Origin of the sequence: Fuscovulum sp., assembly GCA_035192965.1 — a bacterium.
Classification (GTDB): Bacteria; Pseudomonadota; Alphaproteobacteria; order Rhodobacterales; family Rhodobacteraceae; genus Paragemmobacter.
Window position 1 is genome coordinate 1,215,103 of the sequence record CP136571.1, and the last position, 18,797, is coordinate 1,233,899.

Annotated in this window: 8 protein-coding genes; 1 reads left to right on the plus strand and 7 read right to left on the minus strand. The window is 65.4% G+C overall.

Going from position 1 to position 18,797, the window contains the following annotated elements:
• Window positions 1–2 precede the first annotated feature (2 nt).
• Together RSE12_06010 and RSE12_06015 are read right to left on the minus strand one after the other, a co-directional pair.
• Window positions 3–959 carry a glycosyltransferase gene (locus RSE12_06010; protein ID WRH63888.1) on the minus strand — a complete coding sequence of 319 codons (957 nt, stop codon included), beginning with the start codon at window positions 957–959 and terminating at the stop codon, window positions 3–5.
• Between the two features lie 9 nt (window positions 960–968).
• Entirely contained in the window at window positions 969–1,952 is a 984-nt protein-coding gene (locus tag RSE12_06015) for a glycosyltransferase family 2 protein (GenBank protein WRH63889.1), read from the minus strand.
• A 342-nt stretch (window positions 1,953–2,294) separates the two neighbouring features.
• Between RSE12_06015 and RSE12_06020 the strand changes: the two genes are divergently transcribed.
• Window positions 2,295–3,854 (plus strand): hypothetical protein, encoded by a 1,560-nt coding sequence (locus tag RSE12_06020; protein WRH63890.1) that lies wholly within the window; start codon window positions 2,295–2,297, stop codon window positions 3,852–3,854.
• A 60-nt stretch (window positions 3,855–3,914) separates the two neighbouring features.
• Here RSE12_06020 and RSE12_06025 read toward each other — a convergent pair whose 3' ends face one another.
• The 5 genes from RSE12_06025 to RSE12_06045 all read right to left on the minus strand — a co-directional run bounded on the left by RSE12_06025 (window position 3,915) and on the right by RSE12_06045 (window position 18,418).
• On the minus strand, window positions 3,915–5,711 hold the full coding sequence (locus tag RSE12_06025) for an ABC transporter ATP-binding protein (protein WRH63891.1): 1,797 nt from the start codon (window positions 5,709–5,711) through the stop codon (window positions 3,915–3,917).
• 180 nt (window positions 5,712–5,891) lie between these two features.
• Window positions 5,892–6,851, minus strand: a complete 960-nt coding sequence (locus RSE12_06030; GenBank protein ID WRH63892.1) for a hypothetical protein — start codon at window positions 6,849–6,851, stop codon at window positions 5,892–5,894.
• Window positions 6,848–7,501 carry a 4'-phosphopantetheinyl transferase superfamily protein gene (locus RSE12_06035; GenBank protein WRH63893.1) on the minus strand — a complete coding sequence of 218 codons (654 nt, stop codon included), beginning with the start codon at window positions 7,499–7,501 and terminating at the stop codon, window positions 6,848–6,850. The genes RSE12_06030 and RSE12_06035 overlap by 4 nt, the downstream gene beginning before the upstream one ends.
• 2 nt (window positions 7,502–7,503) lie before the next feature.
• On the minus strand, window positions 7,504–12,075 hold the full coding sequence (locus tag RSE12_06040; GenBank protein ID WRH63894.1) for an LLM class flavin-dependent oxidoreductase: 4,572 nt from the start codon (window positions 12,073–12,075) through the stop codon (window positions 7,504–7,506).
• Window positions 12,076–12,088: 13 nt separating this feature from the next.
• Entirely contained in the window at window positions 12,089–18,418 is a 6,330-nt protein-coding gene (locus RSE12_06045) for an SDR family NAD(P)-dependent oxidoreductase (protein WRH63895.1), read from the minus strand.
• Window positions 18,419–18,797 lie beyond the last annotated feature (379 nt).

An 18,797-nucleotide genomic window follows, 5' to 3' on the forward strand; every position in this document is an offset into this window, starting at 1 on the left:
GTCTATTTGTATTCGATCAACCCGGCGCGGCGGCCTGACAGGCGGCGAATCCAGTATTCCGCTACTCCCATCGCTTCGGGGATCTTGCCCAGTGTCAGAAAGGTTGCGCGGGTCAGGCCCATGCGCGGTGCAAGGCGCAGCATCTGAAGCGGCAGGGCAAGCCAGAGCAGCAGTGCCCAAGGCGTGACGACCGCGCCAAGAAGGCCCGCAAGCGGAAAGAAAGCCCCCCAGATCAGCGCGCGGCGGGTTTCCGACACGAAATGGCGTTCAGGGGGGGCACCGTGTAAAGCGGCCCCTTCGGCAAAGGCGTGGCCTGCGCGGCGCGTCCGTTTCCACCATTGGCTGAACCGGGTCATGGCAGCATCATGCAGGGTCATTTCAGCATCGATGCGCCAAATCTCCCATCCGGCGGCGCGCAGGCGCACGCAAAGCTCCGGCTCTTCGCCCGCGATGAGGGTGGGATTATATCCGCCTGCCGCCACAAAGGCCGATGTGCGAAACAGGGCATCCCCCCCGCAAGCAAGCGCCTTGCCGATGGGGGTATCCCATTCCTCATCACAGAGGCGGTTCCAGATCGATGCGTCAGGGAAGCGTTCGCGACGGCGGCCGCAGGCAACGGCGGCGGCGGGATTGGCTTGCAGAAAGGCCGTTGCCGTTGGAATCCAGCCGGGATCAAGGCTGCAATCGCCGTCGATGAACTGCACGAATTCGGGAAGGTCGGTGCCAAGGGCGGCAAAGCCTTCGTTGCGGGCGCGGGCCGCGGTGAAGGGGCGGGACATGTCCAGGTTGACGACCCTTGCCCCCGCGGCCTGGGCGGCAGCGACCGACCCGTCGGTAGAGCCGGAATCGACATAGACGACGGGGAAGACATCGGGCGGGATGGCGGCAAGTGCCGCCACAAGGCGCGCCCCTTCGTTGCGGCCGATCAGAACGGCGGCGATGCGTGAGCCGGAGGTCATGGCCGCCTGTCAGACATTTTGTTCAGAATCGCTGCGGCGGAACAGCGGGCCGACGACATGGCGGCGGAAATCGGCAACGAAATTGCGCGGGCTGGAGGATGGTCTGCCGCGCAGGCGGCTGATCAGATTGCCAATCATCGTGCCCGAAAGCCGGGCAAAGGCGGTCAGGCGTGCACCGGTGCGGCCATGCTGCTTTTCAAAATACATCCGCCAGCTGTTGTACCAATAGGCGGGAAGCGGCGGGCGGTCGTCGGTGACGCGCGTGACGCCTGTGGCCGCGCCTGCGACATGGACCACCTTGGCCTGCGGCAGATGCCAGACCTGCCAGCCCTTGCGTTTCAGCCGGTGCATCAGATCGACCTCTTCGTAGTAGAGAAAGAAATCGGGATCGAAGAAGCCCACCGCGGTCATCGCATCCATACGCGCCATCATCGACGCGCCCGAGACCCAATCCACCTCTTGCAAGGGCATATCCGCCGGGAAGGCGACCGTCTTGGTCTTGAACAGCCGGGCGACGGGGCCGAAATTCACGGCATCGACAAATTCCGAGATTGCGCCGGGAAAGCGGAACGCACAGGTCGCCGGGGCGAGAGACCCTTCATGCAGGATGGCGCTGCCCACGACAGCGGCCTTGGGGTGTTGGTCGAGAAAGGCGGAAAGCTGCGCCACGGCATTGGTTTCAAGCCGTGCGTCGGGGTTGAGCAGAAACACCTTGGCAGGTGGCGCCGCACGCTGGGCCAGCTTGTGCAGCACGACATTGTTGCCGCGTCCGAAGCCGTGATTGGTGGATTCCAGATGCAGCGTCACGGCATCGCCCCAGCGCGGCGCGGTCTGGCGCAGGACCGCCGCGTCATCGCCGGGAGAGGCATTGTCGACAAGGTGCACCTCGACCGTCAGGCCATCGGGCGCGCGATGCAGCACGCTTTCGACAGCGGCGATGGACATGTCTGCCGTGCCATAGTTCACGATGATCACGGCAACATCTGTGGTCATCAGACGGGATCCTTTCGCCCGGCGCGGGGCCGGTCAGGGTTGATCGGGAATCGTTGCGGGACCATGCCTTTGGAGGCCTCGCATTTGCAAATGTTAAGATTTCGAATGGCGGCCATGGTGCCTTTCGGTCAACATTGCCCGGGCTTTGGGGCGGCTTGTTTCCGTGCAGACCTGCGCGAAAGCGCCAAGCTGCGGAATGTGGGCGCGATGCCGCGACAAGCCGCAGAATTGATGCAAGGAAAGGCATTTGAACCGCGCGCAGGGTGGACGGCGATGGCCATTTGGTGCGACAGTGCGTGTTAACGAATATTGATCCGCTGTCCGACAGGTTGCACCGCCCCGATGCCCAATGCATTTGCCTTTGTCGTGGTCTTCAGCTGGCCTTTGGCGGTTTATCTGCTGTTCCGCTATCTGCCCCGGGTCGAGGCGCTGTGCTGGTCGATCCTTGCCGGCTATCTGCTTTTGCCGACGCGCGCGGGGGTGGACCTGCCGCTGATGCCTGTCATCGACAAGGATGTGATCCCGGCGATGACGGCGGCGCTGCTGCTGGCCTTTGGCATGGGGGCGGCCAAGGTGGGGGATATGCACGGCAGGGCGGGGCAGGGCGTGGCCGTTGCCAATGCTGATGACGGGTGGAGGTGGGGGCCGTTCCTTCCGCTTGTGCTTATCCTGTTTGCCTCGCCGATCATGACCGTGCTTACGAACCCGGAGCCGTTGGTTTACGGGCCGCTGTTGTTGCCCGGTTTGCAACCCTATGACGCCATCTCGATCATCAGCCGGCTTGCGCTGATCGCACTGCCGTTCATTCTGGCGATGCGATACCTTGCATCCCCGCAAAGCCATGTGGTGCTGCTGAAGGTGATCGTGACGGGGCTTTTGTTCTATTCGCTGCTGATCCTGTTCGAAGTCCGGATGAGCCCGCAGCTGAACGTCATGTTCTTCGGCTTTTTCCCGCATCTGTTCGAACAGCACATGCGGGCAGGCGGGTTCAGGCCTGTGGTCTTTCTTCACCATGGGCTGTGGTTGGCGATTTTGGTGGCGATGTCCATCATCGCGGCGGGTGCCTTGTGGCGGCAACGGCTGTTCGAAGGGGAGCGGGCGGGTCAGTGGCTGCTGGCCGGTTTTTACCTGCTGGTGGTTCTGTTCCTGTCGAACAGCCTTGGGGCCTTTGCCATTGCGCTACTGTTCGCGCCTGCTGTTTTGCTGTTCGGAACGCGCGGCCAGATGCTGCTGGCAGGTGCGATTGCCGCAATCGTTCTGCTTTATCCCATCCTGCGCAGTGCGGATCTGATCCCGGTCGATCGGATTGTCGCCATGGCCGAGGGGGTCAGCGCGGAACGGGCTGCCTCGCTTCAGTTCCGGCTGGACAATGAAGATGCGCTCGGCGCGCGGGCGGCAGAAAAGCCGTTTGCCGGATGGGGGACATGGGGGCGCAACCAGCTTTATGATTCCGAGACGGGCCGAGCGGTGAGCGTGACCGACGGGGTCTGGATCATCGTGATCGGCAGCTATGGCTGGTTGGGATATATCGCACAGTTCGGATTGCTGACCTTGCCCACGCTGATGCTGGCCTTTGGGCGCAGGTCATCTGCCCTGACGCCTGCCACCTCGGGGCTGGCTTTGGTGATGGCGGCGAACCTGCTGGATCTTTTGCCCAATGCGACGCTGACGCCGATCACATGGCTGGTGGGCGGGGCGTTGGCGGGGTTCTGCCTCTATCGCGCGCCGGCAGAGAAACCGGCCGAGGGGCCTGTGCTGGATACACCCAAGCGGAGTTGGGGTGTGTTGACTGATCGGCCGCGCCAGACATCGGGGAGCGCACCGGTTCCCGGCGCGGATTGGCGCGCAGACTGGCATGGACCGTCGCGCCCGGTGCGGCGGTTGGGCAAAGACGACAAGTGACATAGTGGAAGGGTTGGCCCCGCTGGCGTTGGCCAGTCGGGGCACCGTTCAGTGGGGCTGTCAGGCCCCTACGGCCATGGCGCGGAAGGTTGCGTTGTCCTGCACCAGTTCGTCATAGGTGCCGGAGGCCGCGATGCCGCCTTTTTCCATCAGGAAGATGCGGTCGCAGCCGCGCACCGTTGTCAGCCGGTGCGCGATCAGGATGATGGTCGTATCGGCCCGGATGTTCTGGACCGCCTCCATCACCACGCGTTCGGTGATGTTGTCGAGCGCGCTGGTCGCTTCGTCCATGATCAGCAGCGAGGGCGAGCGATAGAGCGCGCGGGCGATGCCGATCCGCTGGCGCTGGCCACCCGACAGGCGGACGCCGCGTTCGCCGACAAGGGTGTCATAGCCCTGTGCCAGTTCGGTGGTCACGAAATCATGCAAGGCCGCGGCGCGGGCGGCACGTTCCAGAGCGGCGCGGTCAATGGCTTCTTTCGGCACGCCAAAGGCGATGTTGGCGGCGATGGTGTCATCGGTCAGGAAGATCGACTGCGGCACATAGCCAAGCGTCTTTTGCCAAGCCCGCAGGTTATCGGGTGTGACAAGTGTGCCATCGACACGGATTTCGCCGGAATCGGGGGTAAGAAGCCCAAGGATCAGATCGATCAGCGTGGTCTTGCCAGCCCCCGTGCCACCGACAATGCCAATGGTGGTCCGGGCGGGGATGGTCAGGTCGAGCCCGTTCAGCGCCTGACGTTCGGCAGAGGCGTATTTGAACGAGACCTTGGACAGATCCAGTTTTTCGTCAAGACGCAGGGTTTGGGTTGCCGGAACGGCCGATGTGCCGCCCGTACCGGCCGCGTGGTAATCGGCCGCGATGGAATGAAGAACCGGCGTGCCGCCGCGGATGGTCGCAAGGCCATGGTAGATTTGCTGCAACGCGGGCAGCAAGCGCATGACGGAAAAGGCAAAGATGCCCAGCGTCGGAACGATGCCCGCGATGTTGCCATCGCTGCGGAACAGGAGCAGCAGCACCAGCGCGAGCAGGCCGCCGAAGGTGATCGCCTCAAGGAAATAGCGCGGGAGTTCGGAAATGATCCCCACGCGGGTTGCCGCCTGCGCGCTGAGGTGCGTCGCTTTGGCGAATTGGGCGCTGTAGACGGGTTCAAGGTTGAGCAGTTTCACATCCTTGATGCCACCCGTGGCTTCCTGGGCAATGCGGTAGCGCATTTCCAGGGTGGTCATGATGTCCTTTCCGCTTTGGTGCAGCTTGCCGCGCATCCGCAGATAGATCAGCGCATAGCTGCCCCCCAACAGGACAGACGACAGAAGCGTGACCTGCGGGTCCACAACCATGAGAAAGCCGATGGTTGCCAGCACGAGGATGATGTTCGAGGTGAGCCTGAGCAACGGTGTGATCACGCGCACGACCAGACCGTCGACTTCGGTCAGGACGTTCTTGCTTGTTTCCGAGCTGTTGCGTTCCAGAAACCACGCATAGGGTTGGCTGAGGTAGCGGCCAAGAAGGCGGGTCGCGATGGCCGCACCGCGCATATAGCCAAAGCGGACGATGGTATAATTGCCGATGGCCTTGATCGCGAGGCCGAAGATGACGACCCCGGTCACCAGCAAGGCAAGGGCGACCTGAAAGCTGAAATTGCTTTGGAAATCGAACAGGCCATAGGCCCAGGACAACCACGGATTTGTCGTGATGCTTTCCGGATTTGCCAGCACGTTCAGCAGGATAAGCACCGAGGAAACGCCTGCCACCTCGATCAGGGCGACGACGACCATCAGGACGGTCAAAAACAGGAAGCGCAGCCGTTCCCGGGCATCGAGAAGCGAGAATACCTGGCGGAAGACGTCAATCACGGAGCTCTCCATAAATCGTTAACGCAGTTTGATCCCGCAATCTGGCAAAGGAAAGGCCATGATCGGGATTGATCGGGACAGGCGGACGGAAAGGTGCAGAGATCGCAGCCTTTATTGGGCCTTTCCAAGGCCCCGGCGGCAGGCCACAACCGTGGCCTGCAAGGCATGCGTCACTGCGCGTCAGGATGGCGAATTCGCCCCTACACCCGTTTCCGGGATGCTGCGGACGACTCGCCATGCCACATCCTGCATCAGGCGGGCGGTTTCCGGGTCTGGAGCGGTTGCAGGGGTGCCGTCGGCGCGCAGCAGTTGATGCGGGAGGCCTTCGGGGCTGGAGCCGTAGAGAACGGCGTAGTGCACCAGCGCGACAAAGTAGTTGCCCATGTCATTGAGGTGGATCTGGTCGGAAAACAGATCGTTGCGGTCGCGCACGTTGCCGACGCCACCGCGGTCTTCGATCTCACGCACCAAGGCGGCCATGGCCTGACCGGCGGGGATCAGGTGGATCCGGGTGCCTTCGGGCAGGTTGTAGAGCGCCGGGCGCAGGATGCCGGCCTCCCAGTGGATTGGCAGGTCGGCATCAAGCCGTTCAAGCCAGCCTTCGGGATCATCCAGAGGGTGCCATGTTTCATAGAGATAGACGCGGGTGTCCGGGCGGGCCGCCTTGGCAGCTTCGGTGAACTGCGCGAGGTAGCGGCCGCTGTCAAAATAGCGCAGCGCATCGCGGATTTCGACCATTTCAGTCAAGACGATGGCATCGTAATCGCCGCTTGAAACAGCCTCACGCGCGTCGCGGTAGCGCGGATGGGCGTTTTCCTGTTCAAAGCCGTTCACGGGTTCATCGCCCCAGTGAGATTTCAGCGTGGCGCCCCAGCCGAGCTGGCTTTCATAGCCGTGGCCGTCGCCGGCAAGCTGGGCCAGCATGGCGGGCATGTCGCGGTTCACGAGGCTGTGGCCGATGTGATAGACGCGCAGCGCGCTGTCCGGCGCAGGCACGGGTTCGGCATAAAGCGAAGACATCTGTTGATCGGTCAGGCCCGGCAAGACAGGGACCGGGGTCGGGGCCAGACGCCACCAGACAGCCCCGGCGACCAGAGCGACAATCGCGGCGCTGACGGCAAAAAAACCTTTGCGTTTCATAATGATACTCCCGTGAAGATCAGGCCCTGTGACCGCAGGAGGCGGCCGTGGATGTCTTGCCCTGCGGCAAATCCGCCAACCGGGCGGCAAAACCGTGCACTGAACCCTGTCTCTGTCAGCCGCACGGTCATCGCATCAAAACCGATCAACGTGCCGGTCAGCGGAAACTGTGCCTTGTAGGCGGCTTCCTTGGCCGAAAAGACCTGACGGACATAGTGGCCCCGGTCCAAGATTGGAAGGGCCGCCAGTTCATCCGGGCCGCAGATTACGGGCCAGAGATCGGGGTCCAGCCCCGCATCCGGTTCGACATCCAGCCCTAGCGGCGCGCCCCGGCGCAGGGCTGCCACGGCAATGCCTGCGGAATGCGAGATGGAGCCGGAAATGCCCGCAGGCCAGAGCGGCAGGCGGTTCGGGCTGGCGGGGATGGCGACGTCAGGATGGCCAAGTGCGCGCAGGGCCTGCCGTGCGGCGGCGCGGCCTGCGGCAAATTCGGCCTGACGGGAGGGCACGGCGCGGGCCACGGCTGTGGCCTCATCCGGGTGGGCGGGTTCGTCATTTTCGGCAATCACCACGGCCGCCACGGCAACGCCGGGCGGAAACAGCCCGGCAAGGGCTGCTTCCAGCGGGGGGATCACCTGACCGGACTGCATGGTCAGGTTTGGGCTTTTTCCCGCGCCTCGCGCATGGCGCGGCGGCGGGCCATGGCATCGTTGCGGTTCGCATCATCGCCCGCGGGGAAGGGGCTGGCAGCGATCGGTTGCACGGCCTGTTGTGCCGGGGCAGCAGCCTGCCCTTGCCCCAGATGGGCCGCAAGCGCGGACAGCACCGGGAAGCGGAAGATATCGGTGATGGCAAGCCGGGTGGAGTTCAGCCGCGTCTTGAGTTCGCGATGCGCCTGAACGGCCAGCAGGGAATGGCCGCCGAGGTTGAAGAAATTGTCCGACCGTCCCACGGAGGGGATGCCGAGCACCTTGGCCCAGACTTCGGCAATCGCGGCTTCGACACTGTCGGTGGGGGCGGCGACAGCAGCGGTCGTCGGCACCTCGATCCGGCGCGCTTGGGGGGCGGGCAGGGCCTTGCGATCCACCTTGCGGTTCGGGGTCAGGGGGAAGGCGTCGAGCGCCACGATATGGGCGGGGACCATGATTTCGGGAAGCGTTTCACCAAGCAGGGCGCGCAGTCGGGCTTCATCGACCGGGCCTTCATGGGTGACATAGGCCACAAGGCGGACATTGCCCGGCACGTCTTCGCGCGGGATGACGACAGCCTGACGGATGCCGGGGGCAGCGTCGAGCGCGGCTTCGATTTCGCCCAGTTCGATGCGATGTCCACGGATCTTGACCTGATGATCGGCGCGGCCAAGGAAATCAAGCCGCCCATCGGCGCGCTGGCGGACCAGATCGCCGGTGCGATACATCCGGCCGTGACCGGCGAAGGGATCGGGGTGGAAGCGGTCGGCGGTCAGATCGTCGCGCTGGAAGTAACCCGGTGCCACGCCTTCGCCGCCGATCCACAATTCGCCTTCGTTGCCTGCGGGAACCGGTGCGCGGTTTTCATCCAGCACATAGAGCGCCGTGTTGGCGATGGGTTGGCCGATGTTCACCGTGCCATCGGACCCGGTGGTTGCTTCGACCGAAGACCAGATGGTGGTTTCCGTGGGGCCATACATGTTCAGCACCGGGCCACCGATGAGGGTGGACAGGTCCGAGGCGAGTTTGCCGGGCAGCGCCTCGCCCCCGACCATCAGGCGTTTGATGCCCTTGAGTGCGGTGCGTGCGCCATCATCTTCGGCCAGCATCCGCGCCATGGACGGGGTGCATTGCAGGTGGGTTACACGATGGGCGCGGATCAAGCCTGCCAGTGAACCATCCGCCTCGACCGCGCCATTGGCGCGGCGCAGCACTTCGGCCAACGGAGTAAGTGCCGCGAGCACCTTGGCCGACGGGATGCCATAGTCGATCAGGCAGGCGACTTCGTCGACGTCGATGGCCTTGACCTCTTCCACCCGTGTCACTGCATCTTCGATGGTGCCGAACAGGCCGGATTCTTCGAAATAGCGCTGGAAAGCGAAGTCGAGGATGCCTTCGAGTTCCTCGGCATCCAGACTGCCGAGGTCGATCTCCATCGGATTGGCCATTCCCTGCGGTTTCTTGAAGGCGGGGAAGGCCCAGGCGTATTGCTTGATCAGTGCGGCGGCACTGCGCAGGTAATCCTTCATCGGGCCGCGCGCGGTTTCCCGGGCGGTTTCGCGATCAGCGGCCAGATAGGTGTGCAGCATCAGCGTCACCTTGAAGGCGGCGGGGTCATGCCCAGCCTCGGCCAGCGCGGCGCGGTAGATTTTGACCTTTTCGCCCACCTCGGCCACCGACTGGCCCAGAAGGTGCGTCAGTACGTTTGCGCCCAGCCGCCCGGCATCGCGCCAGGTTTCCGGGTTGCCCGCCGTGGTGACCCAGATCGGCAGTTCTTTGGAAACCGGCCGGGGCTGGGTGGTGACGGCAAAGGGGGTGCCATCCTTGCGCGGGAAATCCACCGCCTCACCGCGCCAGAGGCGGCGCAGGGTGGTGATCGTATCAAGCATCGCCTGACGGTTGGCAGGCGGCGTGTTTTCCGGACGCAGGACGAAATCATCGGGCTGCCAGCCCGAGGCGATGGCAAGGCCTGCGCGGCCATTGGTCAGGTTGTCGATGATCGCCCATTCTTCGGCGATGCGGGCGGGATGGTGCAGTGGCGCGACGCAGCTGCCCGCGCGCACGCCGATATTGCGGGTGACCGCAGCAACAGCCGCGCCGGTGACCGACGGGTTCGGATAGGGGCCGCCAAAGGCGTGGAAGTGGCGTTCCGGCGTCCAGACGGCGGAAAAGCCGTGTGTGTCGGCGAATTTCGCGCCTTCAAGGAGGAGTTCATATTTCTTGGGGCCAGCGCCATCATCATTGCCCCAGTAGAACAGGGAAAATTCGATGGGGCGGGTGGAGACGGTGGTCACAGTCGCGCCCGACGGGCTGAGCCGTGCGGCATCGTCGGCCACGACGACCGTAAAGCCGCGTGCGAGCGTCCAGAACAGTTCCAGTACCGAGATGTCGAATGACATGGAAGTGACAGCCAGCCACGTTCCGGGATCAGCCCCCACCGCATCATCCATGCCAGTGAAGAAGTTGATCACGTTGCGATGGCTGATCATCACGCCCTTGGGCCGCCCGGTGGAGCCGGAGGTGTAGATGACATAGGCAAGGTCTTCGGCCTGCGGTCCATCTGCCGGGGGCGTGTCGGATGCCGCGGACAGGCGCGGATCGGTATCAAGGATCAGCTTGGCCGGACCTTCGGGCAGGGAGGGGGCGACTGAGGATTCGGTGACGATCACGGGCGCGCCGGAATCTTCGGCATAAAGCGCCAGACGGTCGCCGGGATAGGCCGGGTCCATGGGCACATAGGCCGCACCGGCCATCTGGATGCCAAGGGCGCCGGCGATCATGTCTGCCCCGCGATGCAGCGACAGGCCCACCAGCGTGCCGCGTGCCACGCCCATGCTGCGCAGGACGTTGGCGATACGGGCGGCGCGCTTTGCCAGATCGGCATAGCTGAGGCGGGTGGTGCCTGCGATGACGGCGGTGTGGTCGGGCTTTGCCGTGGCGGTGCGCAGCATCGCGGCGGGGATTGTGAGCGACCGGTCATAATCGCGCGCGGTGGCGGCCAGCGCGCCGGACAGGCGGGCGGTCTCATCGCTGGTCAGTGCGCTTAGGGTGCTGAGGTCGGCATCCGGACCCGCCGCGGCGATGGCCGCGACAAGGCGGGTGATGCGGTCGGCCAGCGCCTGCGCATCGGCCTGCGGCAGGCGAGTGGCGTCAAACCAGAGGCGGGGGAACTGATTGACGGTCAGGGTGACGGCGCTTCCGTCGAGCGGGGTGTCGCTGTCGCTCAGCGCAAACGCGGGCAGGGCGAGGCTGGCAAGGCCGGGTTCGCGCAAGGAGAGATCGGCGGCGATGCCCGTGGCGGCGCGCGCCGTGTCCATCGCGCGCGTGACCGAAGCGGCGGCCTGCGCGGCGGTGCCAGAGGCCGACAGGCGCAGCGGTGCCCAAGGCAGCACATAGCCGGGCGCAGCCGAGGGGGCGGTGGAGAAGGCGACATCGCCCATGCTGCGCCCGGTGGCGCGCAGAAGGGCGAGGGCGATGGTCGAAGCCTCTGTCGCAACGGAAAGGGGAAGCGACTGCCAGTCATGTTTCGCCGTGGCCGGGGCGCCGATGGCGATGGGATCGGCAGACAGCAGAAGGGCGCGGGTCTGGACCTCTGCCTCGGCGACGGGGGCGAGAGCGCGGGTCAGGCGGGCGGCTTCGTCTGCGGTGAGCGGGGCGAGATGGGTGATGCCCAGCGTGCTGGGGCAAATCGCGGTGCCATCCATGGCGCGCAGACCCGCAAGGCGCACCGCGCCGTTGGCGCAGGCGACGACGAGGCCAGCCTGTGTGGCCTCTAGCACCGTGCCGGGGACGGTGTGACCGGGTTCAACCTCGGCCATGGTGACAGCGAGGATGCGGCCGGCAGCGTCGATCTTGGGCAGGGAGAGTGGATTGCGATAACCGCTGTGATCCAGCGCGCGGACCATGCGGGCCACGACATCAGCCGATTGGGTGAAATCCAGCCGCGCGGCGGCGGCGGGGCGGTCAGCGCGGCGATAGACATGGCGGGTGCCTGCGCCCTGCGGGCGGCGCGGGTGACCACCTGCGGCCAGCGCGGTGATCACCTCGGGGAAGCTGTCGACGGCGGCGTCAAAGCAGCGGGCGTTCAGGGTGAAGGCGGTGTCGTCAGCGGCGATGTCGATGTCGCGGGTGGCCAGCACCTCGCCTTCATCAATGCCGCTGGTCATCAGATGCCATGTGATCGCGTGGCGCGGCTCGCCCGCCAGAAGCGCCCAGACCGGGGCATTCAGGCCCGCATAGCCGGGCAGCGGGCCATCGTGGAAGTTCACGCCGCCTTGCGTGGCGCGGGCCAGCACGGCATCGGGAACAAGCGACAGATTGGCGATGGAGAGAACCCAGTCGACCGTCAGATCGGCGGTGCGGGCGGGCAGGCCCGCGCCGGGGGCCAGCACCGGCAAGCCACGACCCGCCGCCCATTCGGCGACCCGCGCTTCACGCGTGACGACCGCGGCGATGCGGTGGCCCCGGTCAAGCCAGAGGTTGCCACATTCGGCGGTCAGGCTTTCATTGCCGATGAGGAGTGCAGAAAGGGTCATTGATCGTGTCCTGTCATTCGGCAGCAAGTTTGCGGGCTTCTGGTGCTACGGGATGGCTGGCTTCGGCCTCGGCCAGCGCGGCGCGCAGCCGGGCGGCAAGCACCCGGACGTTGGGTTCAAGCACCATGGAATCGTGGTCACCCGGCACTTCGACCACCTCGATCTGGGGTGCGTAGGGGGTCCATTCATTATCGGCGAAGACGTATTCGCGGCCACTGTTCACCCAGTTGCCGCCCGTCACCTTCCAGCGCCGGTCCAGCGGCGGACGGTAGAGGATGACGCGGCCCCCGGTCCAACCCTCGAGCGTGTAGACGCCGATGGCATGGCGGAAGGCGGCCTCGATCGAGGCGTTGTGGAAGGACGGAACCGTCGTGTCAGGTTCGCCCGCGGCGATGGCCTTGCGCGAACGTTCCCATTCGATGCGGCGGCGCGCCCAATCGGCAAGGAAGCGGACGCCGCCCTTGCGCAGTTCGGCGCCCTTGATCATCGCGCGATCAGCGCGGCTGAGCGGTTTGGGCACCGGCATCGGCGTATCGAGAAGGACAATGATCGCCACCTCTTCGCCCGCTGCGCGCAACTGGCGGCCCATTTCCCAGGCGGTCAGACCGCCACCCGAGAAGCCGCCCAGCAGATACGGGCCGTGCGGTTGGATCTGGCGCAGTTCTTCGATGCAACTGGTGGCGGCCTCTTCCAGCGTGTCATGCGGGGCGGCGTCGCCGAACAGGCCGCGCGCCTGCAACCCGTAGAAGGGCCGGTCGCTGCCCACGAGATGGGCCAGATGGCGCAGGTTCAGCACGTTGCCGAACATCCCTGCCACAAGGAAGAAGGGCGTGCGCGGGCCGCCATCGCGGGCATGCATGGGCACCAGATGGGTGAATTTCGGCCCCGCCGGGTTGGCCTTGGCGGCGGGATCGGCGGCCTTTTCATCCTCGGGGCCCAACTGTTCCGCGATCAGGGCGGCGCAACGGGCGATCGTCGGTGCCTCGAACAGGACCGAGATCGGGAAATCGAGCTTCCACTGGCGGCGGATCATCGCGAAGAGGCGCACGGCAATTAGGGAATGGCCGCCGAGGGCGAAGAAGTCATCCTCGACCCCGACTTCGGCCACGCCCAGAAGCTCGGACCAGAAGCCCACGAGCGTGCGTTCCACCTCGGTTCTGGGGGCGACATAGGCGCTTTCCAGATCGGGGCGGGCGAAGCCCGGGCCTTCGGCATCTGCGGGGCGTTCGCTGGCCTCGGCCTGACGCACCAAAGCGTGCAGATCAAGCGAGGAGACCAGCACCTGTGCCTGATCCGCGGCAAGGGCGCGCATGAAGGCTTCGGCCCCTTCGGCCGGACGGATGCCGTCTTCCAGCGCCTGCATCATCCGCGCCTCGGCTGGCGAGGCAGAGCGGGCGGCGGATTCGTCGGCGATGACCTCGGCCGGGGTGGCCGGGGCGGGGCGTGCAAGGACCAGTGCCGCGCTGACCGAACGGAAGGCGATGCCGGAGACCTCGACCAGGATACGCCCTGACGGATCGGTCAAGGTCACGTCAAAGCTGGCGTTTTCCGGGCTGGGTGTGCCCTTGATGCGGACCCATGACCGGATTTCAGACGGCAGTGGCGCGAAGACGCGGACCGTGCCCGAGGTGACGGGAACCCAGATTTCGCCTTCTGGCGCTTCGGGCAGCAGGGCGAGGCCCCAGCCGGTGCCGATGTCATAGAGCGCGGGATGGAGCGCCGAGGTTTCGGCGTCCTTCACGGCATGGGCGGGAAGGGAGAGGGTCGCCAGACCCTCGGCTTCGCCAAGGGCCGTATGGCGCAGCACCTGCCAGCGCGGGCCAAAGGCCACGCGGTCTTCTTGTGCGCTGGGCAGGGCAACGCCGTCGCGCGCGCTTTGCCGGTTTGCACAGCGGGCGGCGATCGGGGCAAGGTCAAGCGTGCCGGGGCTGTCGGGCAGAGTTGCAACCTCGGCCTCTACGGCCAGCGCCCAGCCTGCGGTTTCGCGGATACGCGCCTCGATTCGGTGAGAGCCATCGCGCTGACGGGTCAGTGTGACGCGCAGATCGCGGGGCGCATCAGATTCAAGCCGGATCGGCCGCAGGACGGTGAGACCGGTAAGTGTAAAGGCGGGCGCTGCACCAAGGGCAGAAAGCGCCTCGGCGGTGATTTCGGGCCATGCGGCGCCGGGCAGGATGGCGGTGCCATCCTTCAGGCGGTGGTCATCCATCACCCATTGCGCGGTGGAGAGCGTGGTCGAGAAGCGCGCGCCGGTATCCGTGCGGGCCATGCGTTCCAGGATCGGCAGGCCGGGAAGCGGCGCGTCGGCGGCGGCATCGCCCTGACGGCGGGCGGCGGCGTCGGCGGCCATGCCGATACCGGACCAGATGCCCCAGTCGATGGCGGTGACCTTGGTCTTGCCCCCCGCGCGGTGCCGCGCGAAGGCGTTGAGGTATTCGTTGGCCGCCACGTAATCGGATTGCCCCGCAGGGGCGATCACGGTGGAGGTGGACGAGAACAGCACCAGATGCGCAAGGCTGCCATCGGGAAGCAGGCTGTCGAGCAGTTTGGTGCCGTGGACCTTGGGCGACAGGACGGATTCTGCAGCGCCGGGATCCTTGCCCAGAAGGGGCGCGTCATCGACCATGCCCGCGGCGTGGACCAGGCCATGGATCGGGCCAAGCTCGACCCGGACACGATCCAGCGCTGTGCGCATGTCTTCGGGGTTGCAGACATCGGCGGCCAGCGCAAGCACCGGGCCAAGCTGTTCTAGCCGTTTCAGGACGCCCGCACGGGCGCTGCCTGCGGCGGGCAGGCTGCGGCCGATCAGGGCGACCTTGGCCCCGTTTTCGCGCATCAGCCGTTCGGCCACGGTCACACCGATGCCGCCAAGGCCGCCCGTGATGACCCAGACCGAACCTTGCGGAATATCGACCGCTTCGGGCAGGGGCGCGGGGGCGAGACGGGTTTCAAAGCGGCGGCTGCCGCGCAGGGCGGCGACGGTGTTCGCCGGAGAGGCGAGCATCTCTTCGAGCACGAGGTTGACGGTTTCCGCCGGGATCGCATGGCGCGCTTCGGGCAGGGCCACATCTAGCAACGCAGCGGTCAGACCCGGCAATTCGCGCGGCATCACGCGGACGGGGCCGGAGACGGCGGATTTTTCGGGGTAGGGCAGCGCCTCCTTGCGGACCTGCGCGGCACCTGACGTGATGACGGTCAGATGCGGCAGGGGCTTCAGACCCGCTTCGCCCATGGCCTGGCCAAGGAAGAACAGGCTCCAGAACCCCTGTTCCAGATTGCGGTGGAAGAAGCTGGAGCCGGGGCGGAAGGTTTCCGCATCCGTCACCAGCCAGAAATGGGCGATGCGGGCGGGGGTCAGATCACGCAGGGCGAGATCGGCGATCAGGGCCTCATACCCTTCGCGTCCGTGTTCGGGGGCGAGGGTGTAGGTTTCATCCCCGGTGCGGGCAAAGGCATCGCCGGCATGAACGGTGATGACGCGATGGCCGCCAGCGCGCAGGCGCTGCACGGCGGCGCGGGCAAGCCCGGCCTCATCGGCAAAAACCAACCATGTCAGGGGGGCGCCCAGTTCGCTTTCCACATCGACAAGGCAGTCGGACGGGGCCGCGCGCCAGGCGAGGCGATAGCCGAAATCCACCAGATTGCGATGGCGAGTGGGCAGGATGTCAGCCTCTTGCACTGCGGCGGGAAGGCTGGGTTCGACGAAGTAGCGCGAGCGTTGGAAAGGATAGGTCGGCAGCGGCACGCGGCGGCGTTTGGCATCGCCCCACAGTTGCGACCAGTCGGTCGCCGCGCCGCAGGCCCAAAGGCGGCCCAGCGTGGCGATGAAATGGCGGTCATCGGACACGGTATCATCGGGGTGGCGCAGGCTGGCGGGGACGGGCTGGCCGCCCATCGCGCCATTGGCCTGTGCCAGCGTGGCAAGCGCGCGGCCGGGGCCGACCTCAAGATACACGCGGTCGGCCTTTTCGCGCAGTTTCGCGATGCCATCGGCAAAACGGACGGTGCCGCGAAGGTGAGCGACCCAGTAATCCGGGCTGGTTGCCTGTTCCGCCGTGAGCGGCTGGCCGGTGCGGTTGGAGATGATCGGGATCTGTGGGGGTGACAGGGTCATGCCTGCCAGATGCGCCCGGAAATCGGCGAGGATCGGTTCCAGCATCCGGCTATGGGCCGCGATGTTGATGGCGATGCGGGTGGTCTCTACCCCGTCGGCGCGCAGGCGTTCGGCCAGCGATTGCAGACCGGCATCCGAGCCGGACACGACCGTCAGTTCGGGCGCATTGACCGAGGCGATGTCGAGATCACCAAGATAGGGGGCGAGCGCGGATTCCGACAGCGGCACCGACAGCATCCCGCCAGCGGGGACAGTGTCGAACAGTTTGCCGCGCAGGTGGACAAGGCCGATCACACCTTCCAGCGTCATGACCCCCGCGATGCAGGCGGCGGCATTCTCGCCCATGGAATGGCCGATCAGGGCGGCGGGGCGCACGCCCCAGCTTTCCCACAGCCGCGCCAGTGCGATTTCAACGATCAGGATCAGCGGCAATTGCAGCGAAGGGCGGCGCAGGGTTTCGCCGGCCTGTGCCTCGGCCCCCGGTTCGGGCAGCCACAGAGCGCGGATATCCTCGGTCGTCAGCTTGCCCAGAATGGCAAGGCCACGGTCCATCCATTCGGCAAAAACCGGTTCGGTTTCATAGAGGTCGCGCGCCATATTGGGGTATTGCGCGCCGCCGCCGGGGAACATGAAGACCACATCGGGCGTATCGCCCACGCGGCGCTGGGTAAAGACGCGGCGGGGATCGGCGGCCTCGAGCATCCGGGCCGCTTCTTCGTGGCTGGCTGCTACCAGCACGCGGCGGTGTTCAAAGGCGCGGCGGCCTTCCTTGAGCGTATGGGCCACATCGGCAAGCGGCTGTTCGGGATGCGCGCGCAGATGGGCGGCAAGACGCTGTGACGCCTCGTTCAGCGCGGTCTGGCTGCGGGCGGACAGGGTAATGAGCTGGAAGGGCCAGTCGCTGCCTTCAGAGACGGCCAGTTCGGGTGCTTCCTCCAGCACGACATGGGCATTCGTGCCGCCCACGCCCAGCGAGTTGATGCCCGCCCGGCGCGGCCCCTTGCGGCGGGGCCAGTCGGTCAGACGGTCGTTCACGCGGAAGGGGCTGTTGTCGAAATCAATCGCCGGATTGGGGGATTCGAAGTTCAGGCTGGGCGGCATCTGGCGATGGTGCAGCGAAAGCGCGGCCTTGATCAGGCTGGCCACGCCTGCGGCGGTGTCGAGATGGCCGATATTGGTTTTCACGCTGCCGATGCGGGCAAAGCCCGTGTCGGATGTGGTGCGGCGGAAGGCTTCGGTCAGGGCGGCAACTTCGATCGGGTCGCCCAGATAGGTGCCGGTGCCGTGGCATTCGATATAGTCAACGCTGTCGGCGGGAACGCCCGCAACCTGCATCGCTTCGGCAATGCAGGCGGCCTGGCCTTCGACAGAAGGCGCAAGGTAGCCTGCCTTGGCCGCGCCGTCGTTGTTCACCGCGCTGCCCCGGATCACGGCCCAGATATGATCGCCGTCTGCAATGGCATCCGACAGGCGGCGCAGCACGACGGTGCCAGCGCCCGAACCAAAGACCGTGCCCTGCCCGCGATGATCGAAGGCATGGCAGACGCCATCGGGCGAAAGCACCTCGCCCTCTTTGTAGATATAGCCCCGGTTCTGCGGCAGTTCGATGGTCACGCCGCCCGCAAGCGCCATGTCGCATTCGCCGTTGAGCAACGCCTGCACCGCATAGTGGACCGCAACGAGCGAGGTGGAACAGGCGGTCTGGACCGAAAGCGACGGCCCCTTCAGATCGAAGATATGGCTGACGCGGGTGGACAGGAAATCCTTGTCGTTCCCGGTATGGCGCAGCAGGAACATGCCGGTGCTGTCGACCAGCGCGCGGTTGCTGCAGAGGTTGAAATAGAAATAGCTGCCCATGCCGCAGCCAGCGAAGACGCCGATGCGCCCCTTGAAGGATTCGGGCGGGTGACCTGCGGTTTCGAGCGCTTCCCACGCCACTTCGAGGAAGTGCCGATGCTGCGGATCAAGGATCGCGGCCTCTTTCGGTGAAAAGCCGAAGAATTCGGCATCGAACCGGTCGAACCCGTCCAGCGGGGCCGCAAAGGGAACATAAGCGGGATTCTTGAGCATCGCTGGGCTTTCGCCCGCAGCGATCAGTTCCTCTTCCGTGAGTCGGCGGACAGCGGAACGGCCTTCGCGCAGATTGGTCCAGTAGCTGCCGACATCCGGCGCCCCCGGCAAATGCGCGGCCATCCCCACGATGGCGATGTGGGTGTCATCCGTATCCATGTTAACCTTCTGATCGCTCAAAACAGTGCCTTCCGATTTCGGACGGCAGCACCTGAAACACTGGTTACTTACGGAAAACTGATACAATACAGGGCATTCGCCGCCGGAGGGAGGAAATGCCTAGCTTCTATGGCGGAATAATGACCACCTTCAGACAGGAAAAAGAGGCAAACGCCAGTGTGTATTTTGGCGACAGCCTGTTTCCAGAACCATAGTTTATTCCCTCTGTCCCCCCAGCGGCAAGCCATGCCGGGCCGATCGGGGTGGGTTGCGTCACCGAAGCGCAGGCTTCCTGTGCCGCGCGCTGCGGGCAAACCACGCAAAAGCGGGCAAATTGGTCACTTTTGAGGCTTTGCAAGCGTGTCATGCTATTAGATAA

What these genes read in the sequence shown, in the direction of transcription:
- RSE12_06010 (WRH63888.1), bottom strand. Translation starts at nt 959, where the DNA reads ATGACCTCCGGCTCACGCATCGCCGCCGTTCTGATCGGCCGCAACGAA.
- RSE12_06015 (WRH63889.1), bottom strand. Translation starts at nt 1,952, where the DNA reads ATGACCACAGATGTTGCCGTGATCATCGTGAACTATGGCACGGCAGAC.
- RSE12_06020 (WRH63890.1), top strand. Translation starts at nt 2,295, where the DNA reads ATGCCCAATGCATTTGCCTTTGTCGTGGTCTTCAGCTGGCCTTTGGCG.
- RSE12_06030 (WRH63892.1), bottom strand. Translation starts at nt 6,851, where the DNA reads ATGAAACGCAAAGGTTTTTTTGCCGTCAGCGCCGCGATTGTCGCTCTG.
- RSE12_06035 (WRH63893.1), bottom strand. Translation starts at nt 7,501, where the DNA reads ATGCAGTCCGGTCAGGTGATCCCCCCGCTGGAAGCAGCCCTTGCCGGG.
- RSE12_06040 (WRH63894.1), bottom strand. Translation starts at nt 12,075, where the DNA reads ATGACCCTTTCTGCACTCCTCATCGGCAATGAAAGCCTGACCGCCGAA.
- RSE12_06045 (WRH63895.1), bottom strand. Translation starts at nt 18,418, where the DNA reads ATGGATACGGATGACACCCACATCGCCATCGTGGGGATGGCCGCGCAT.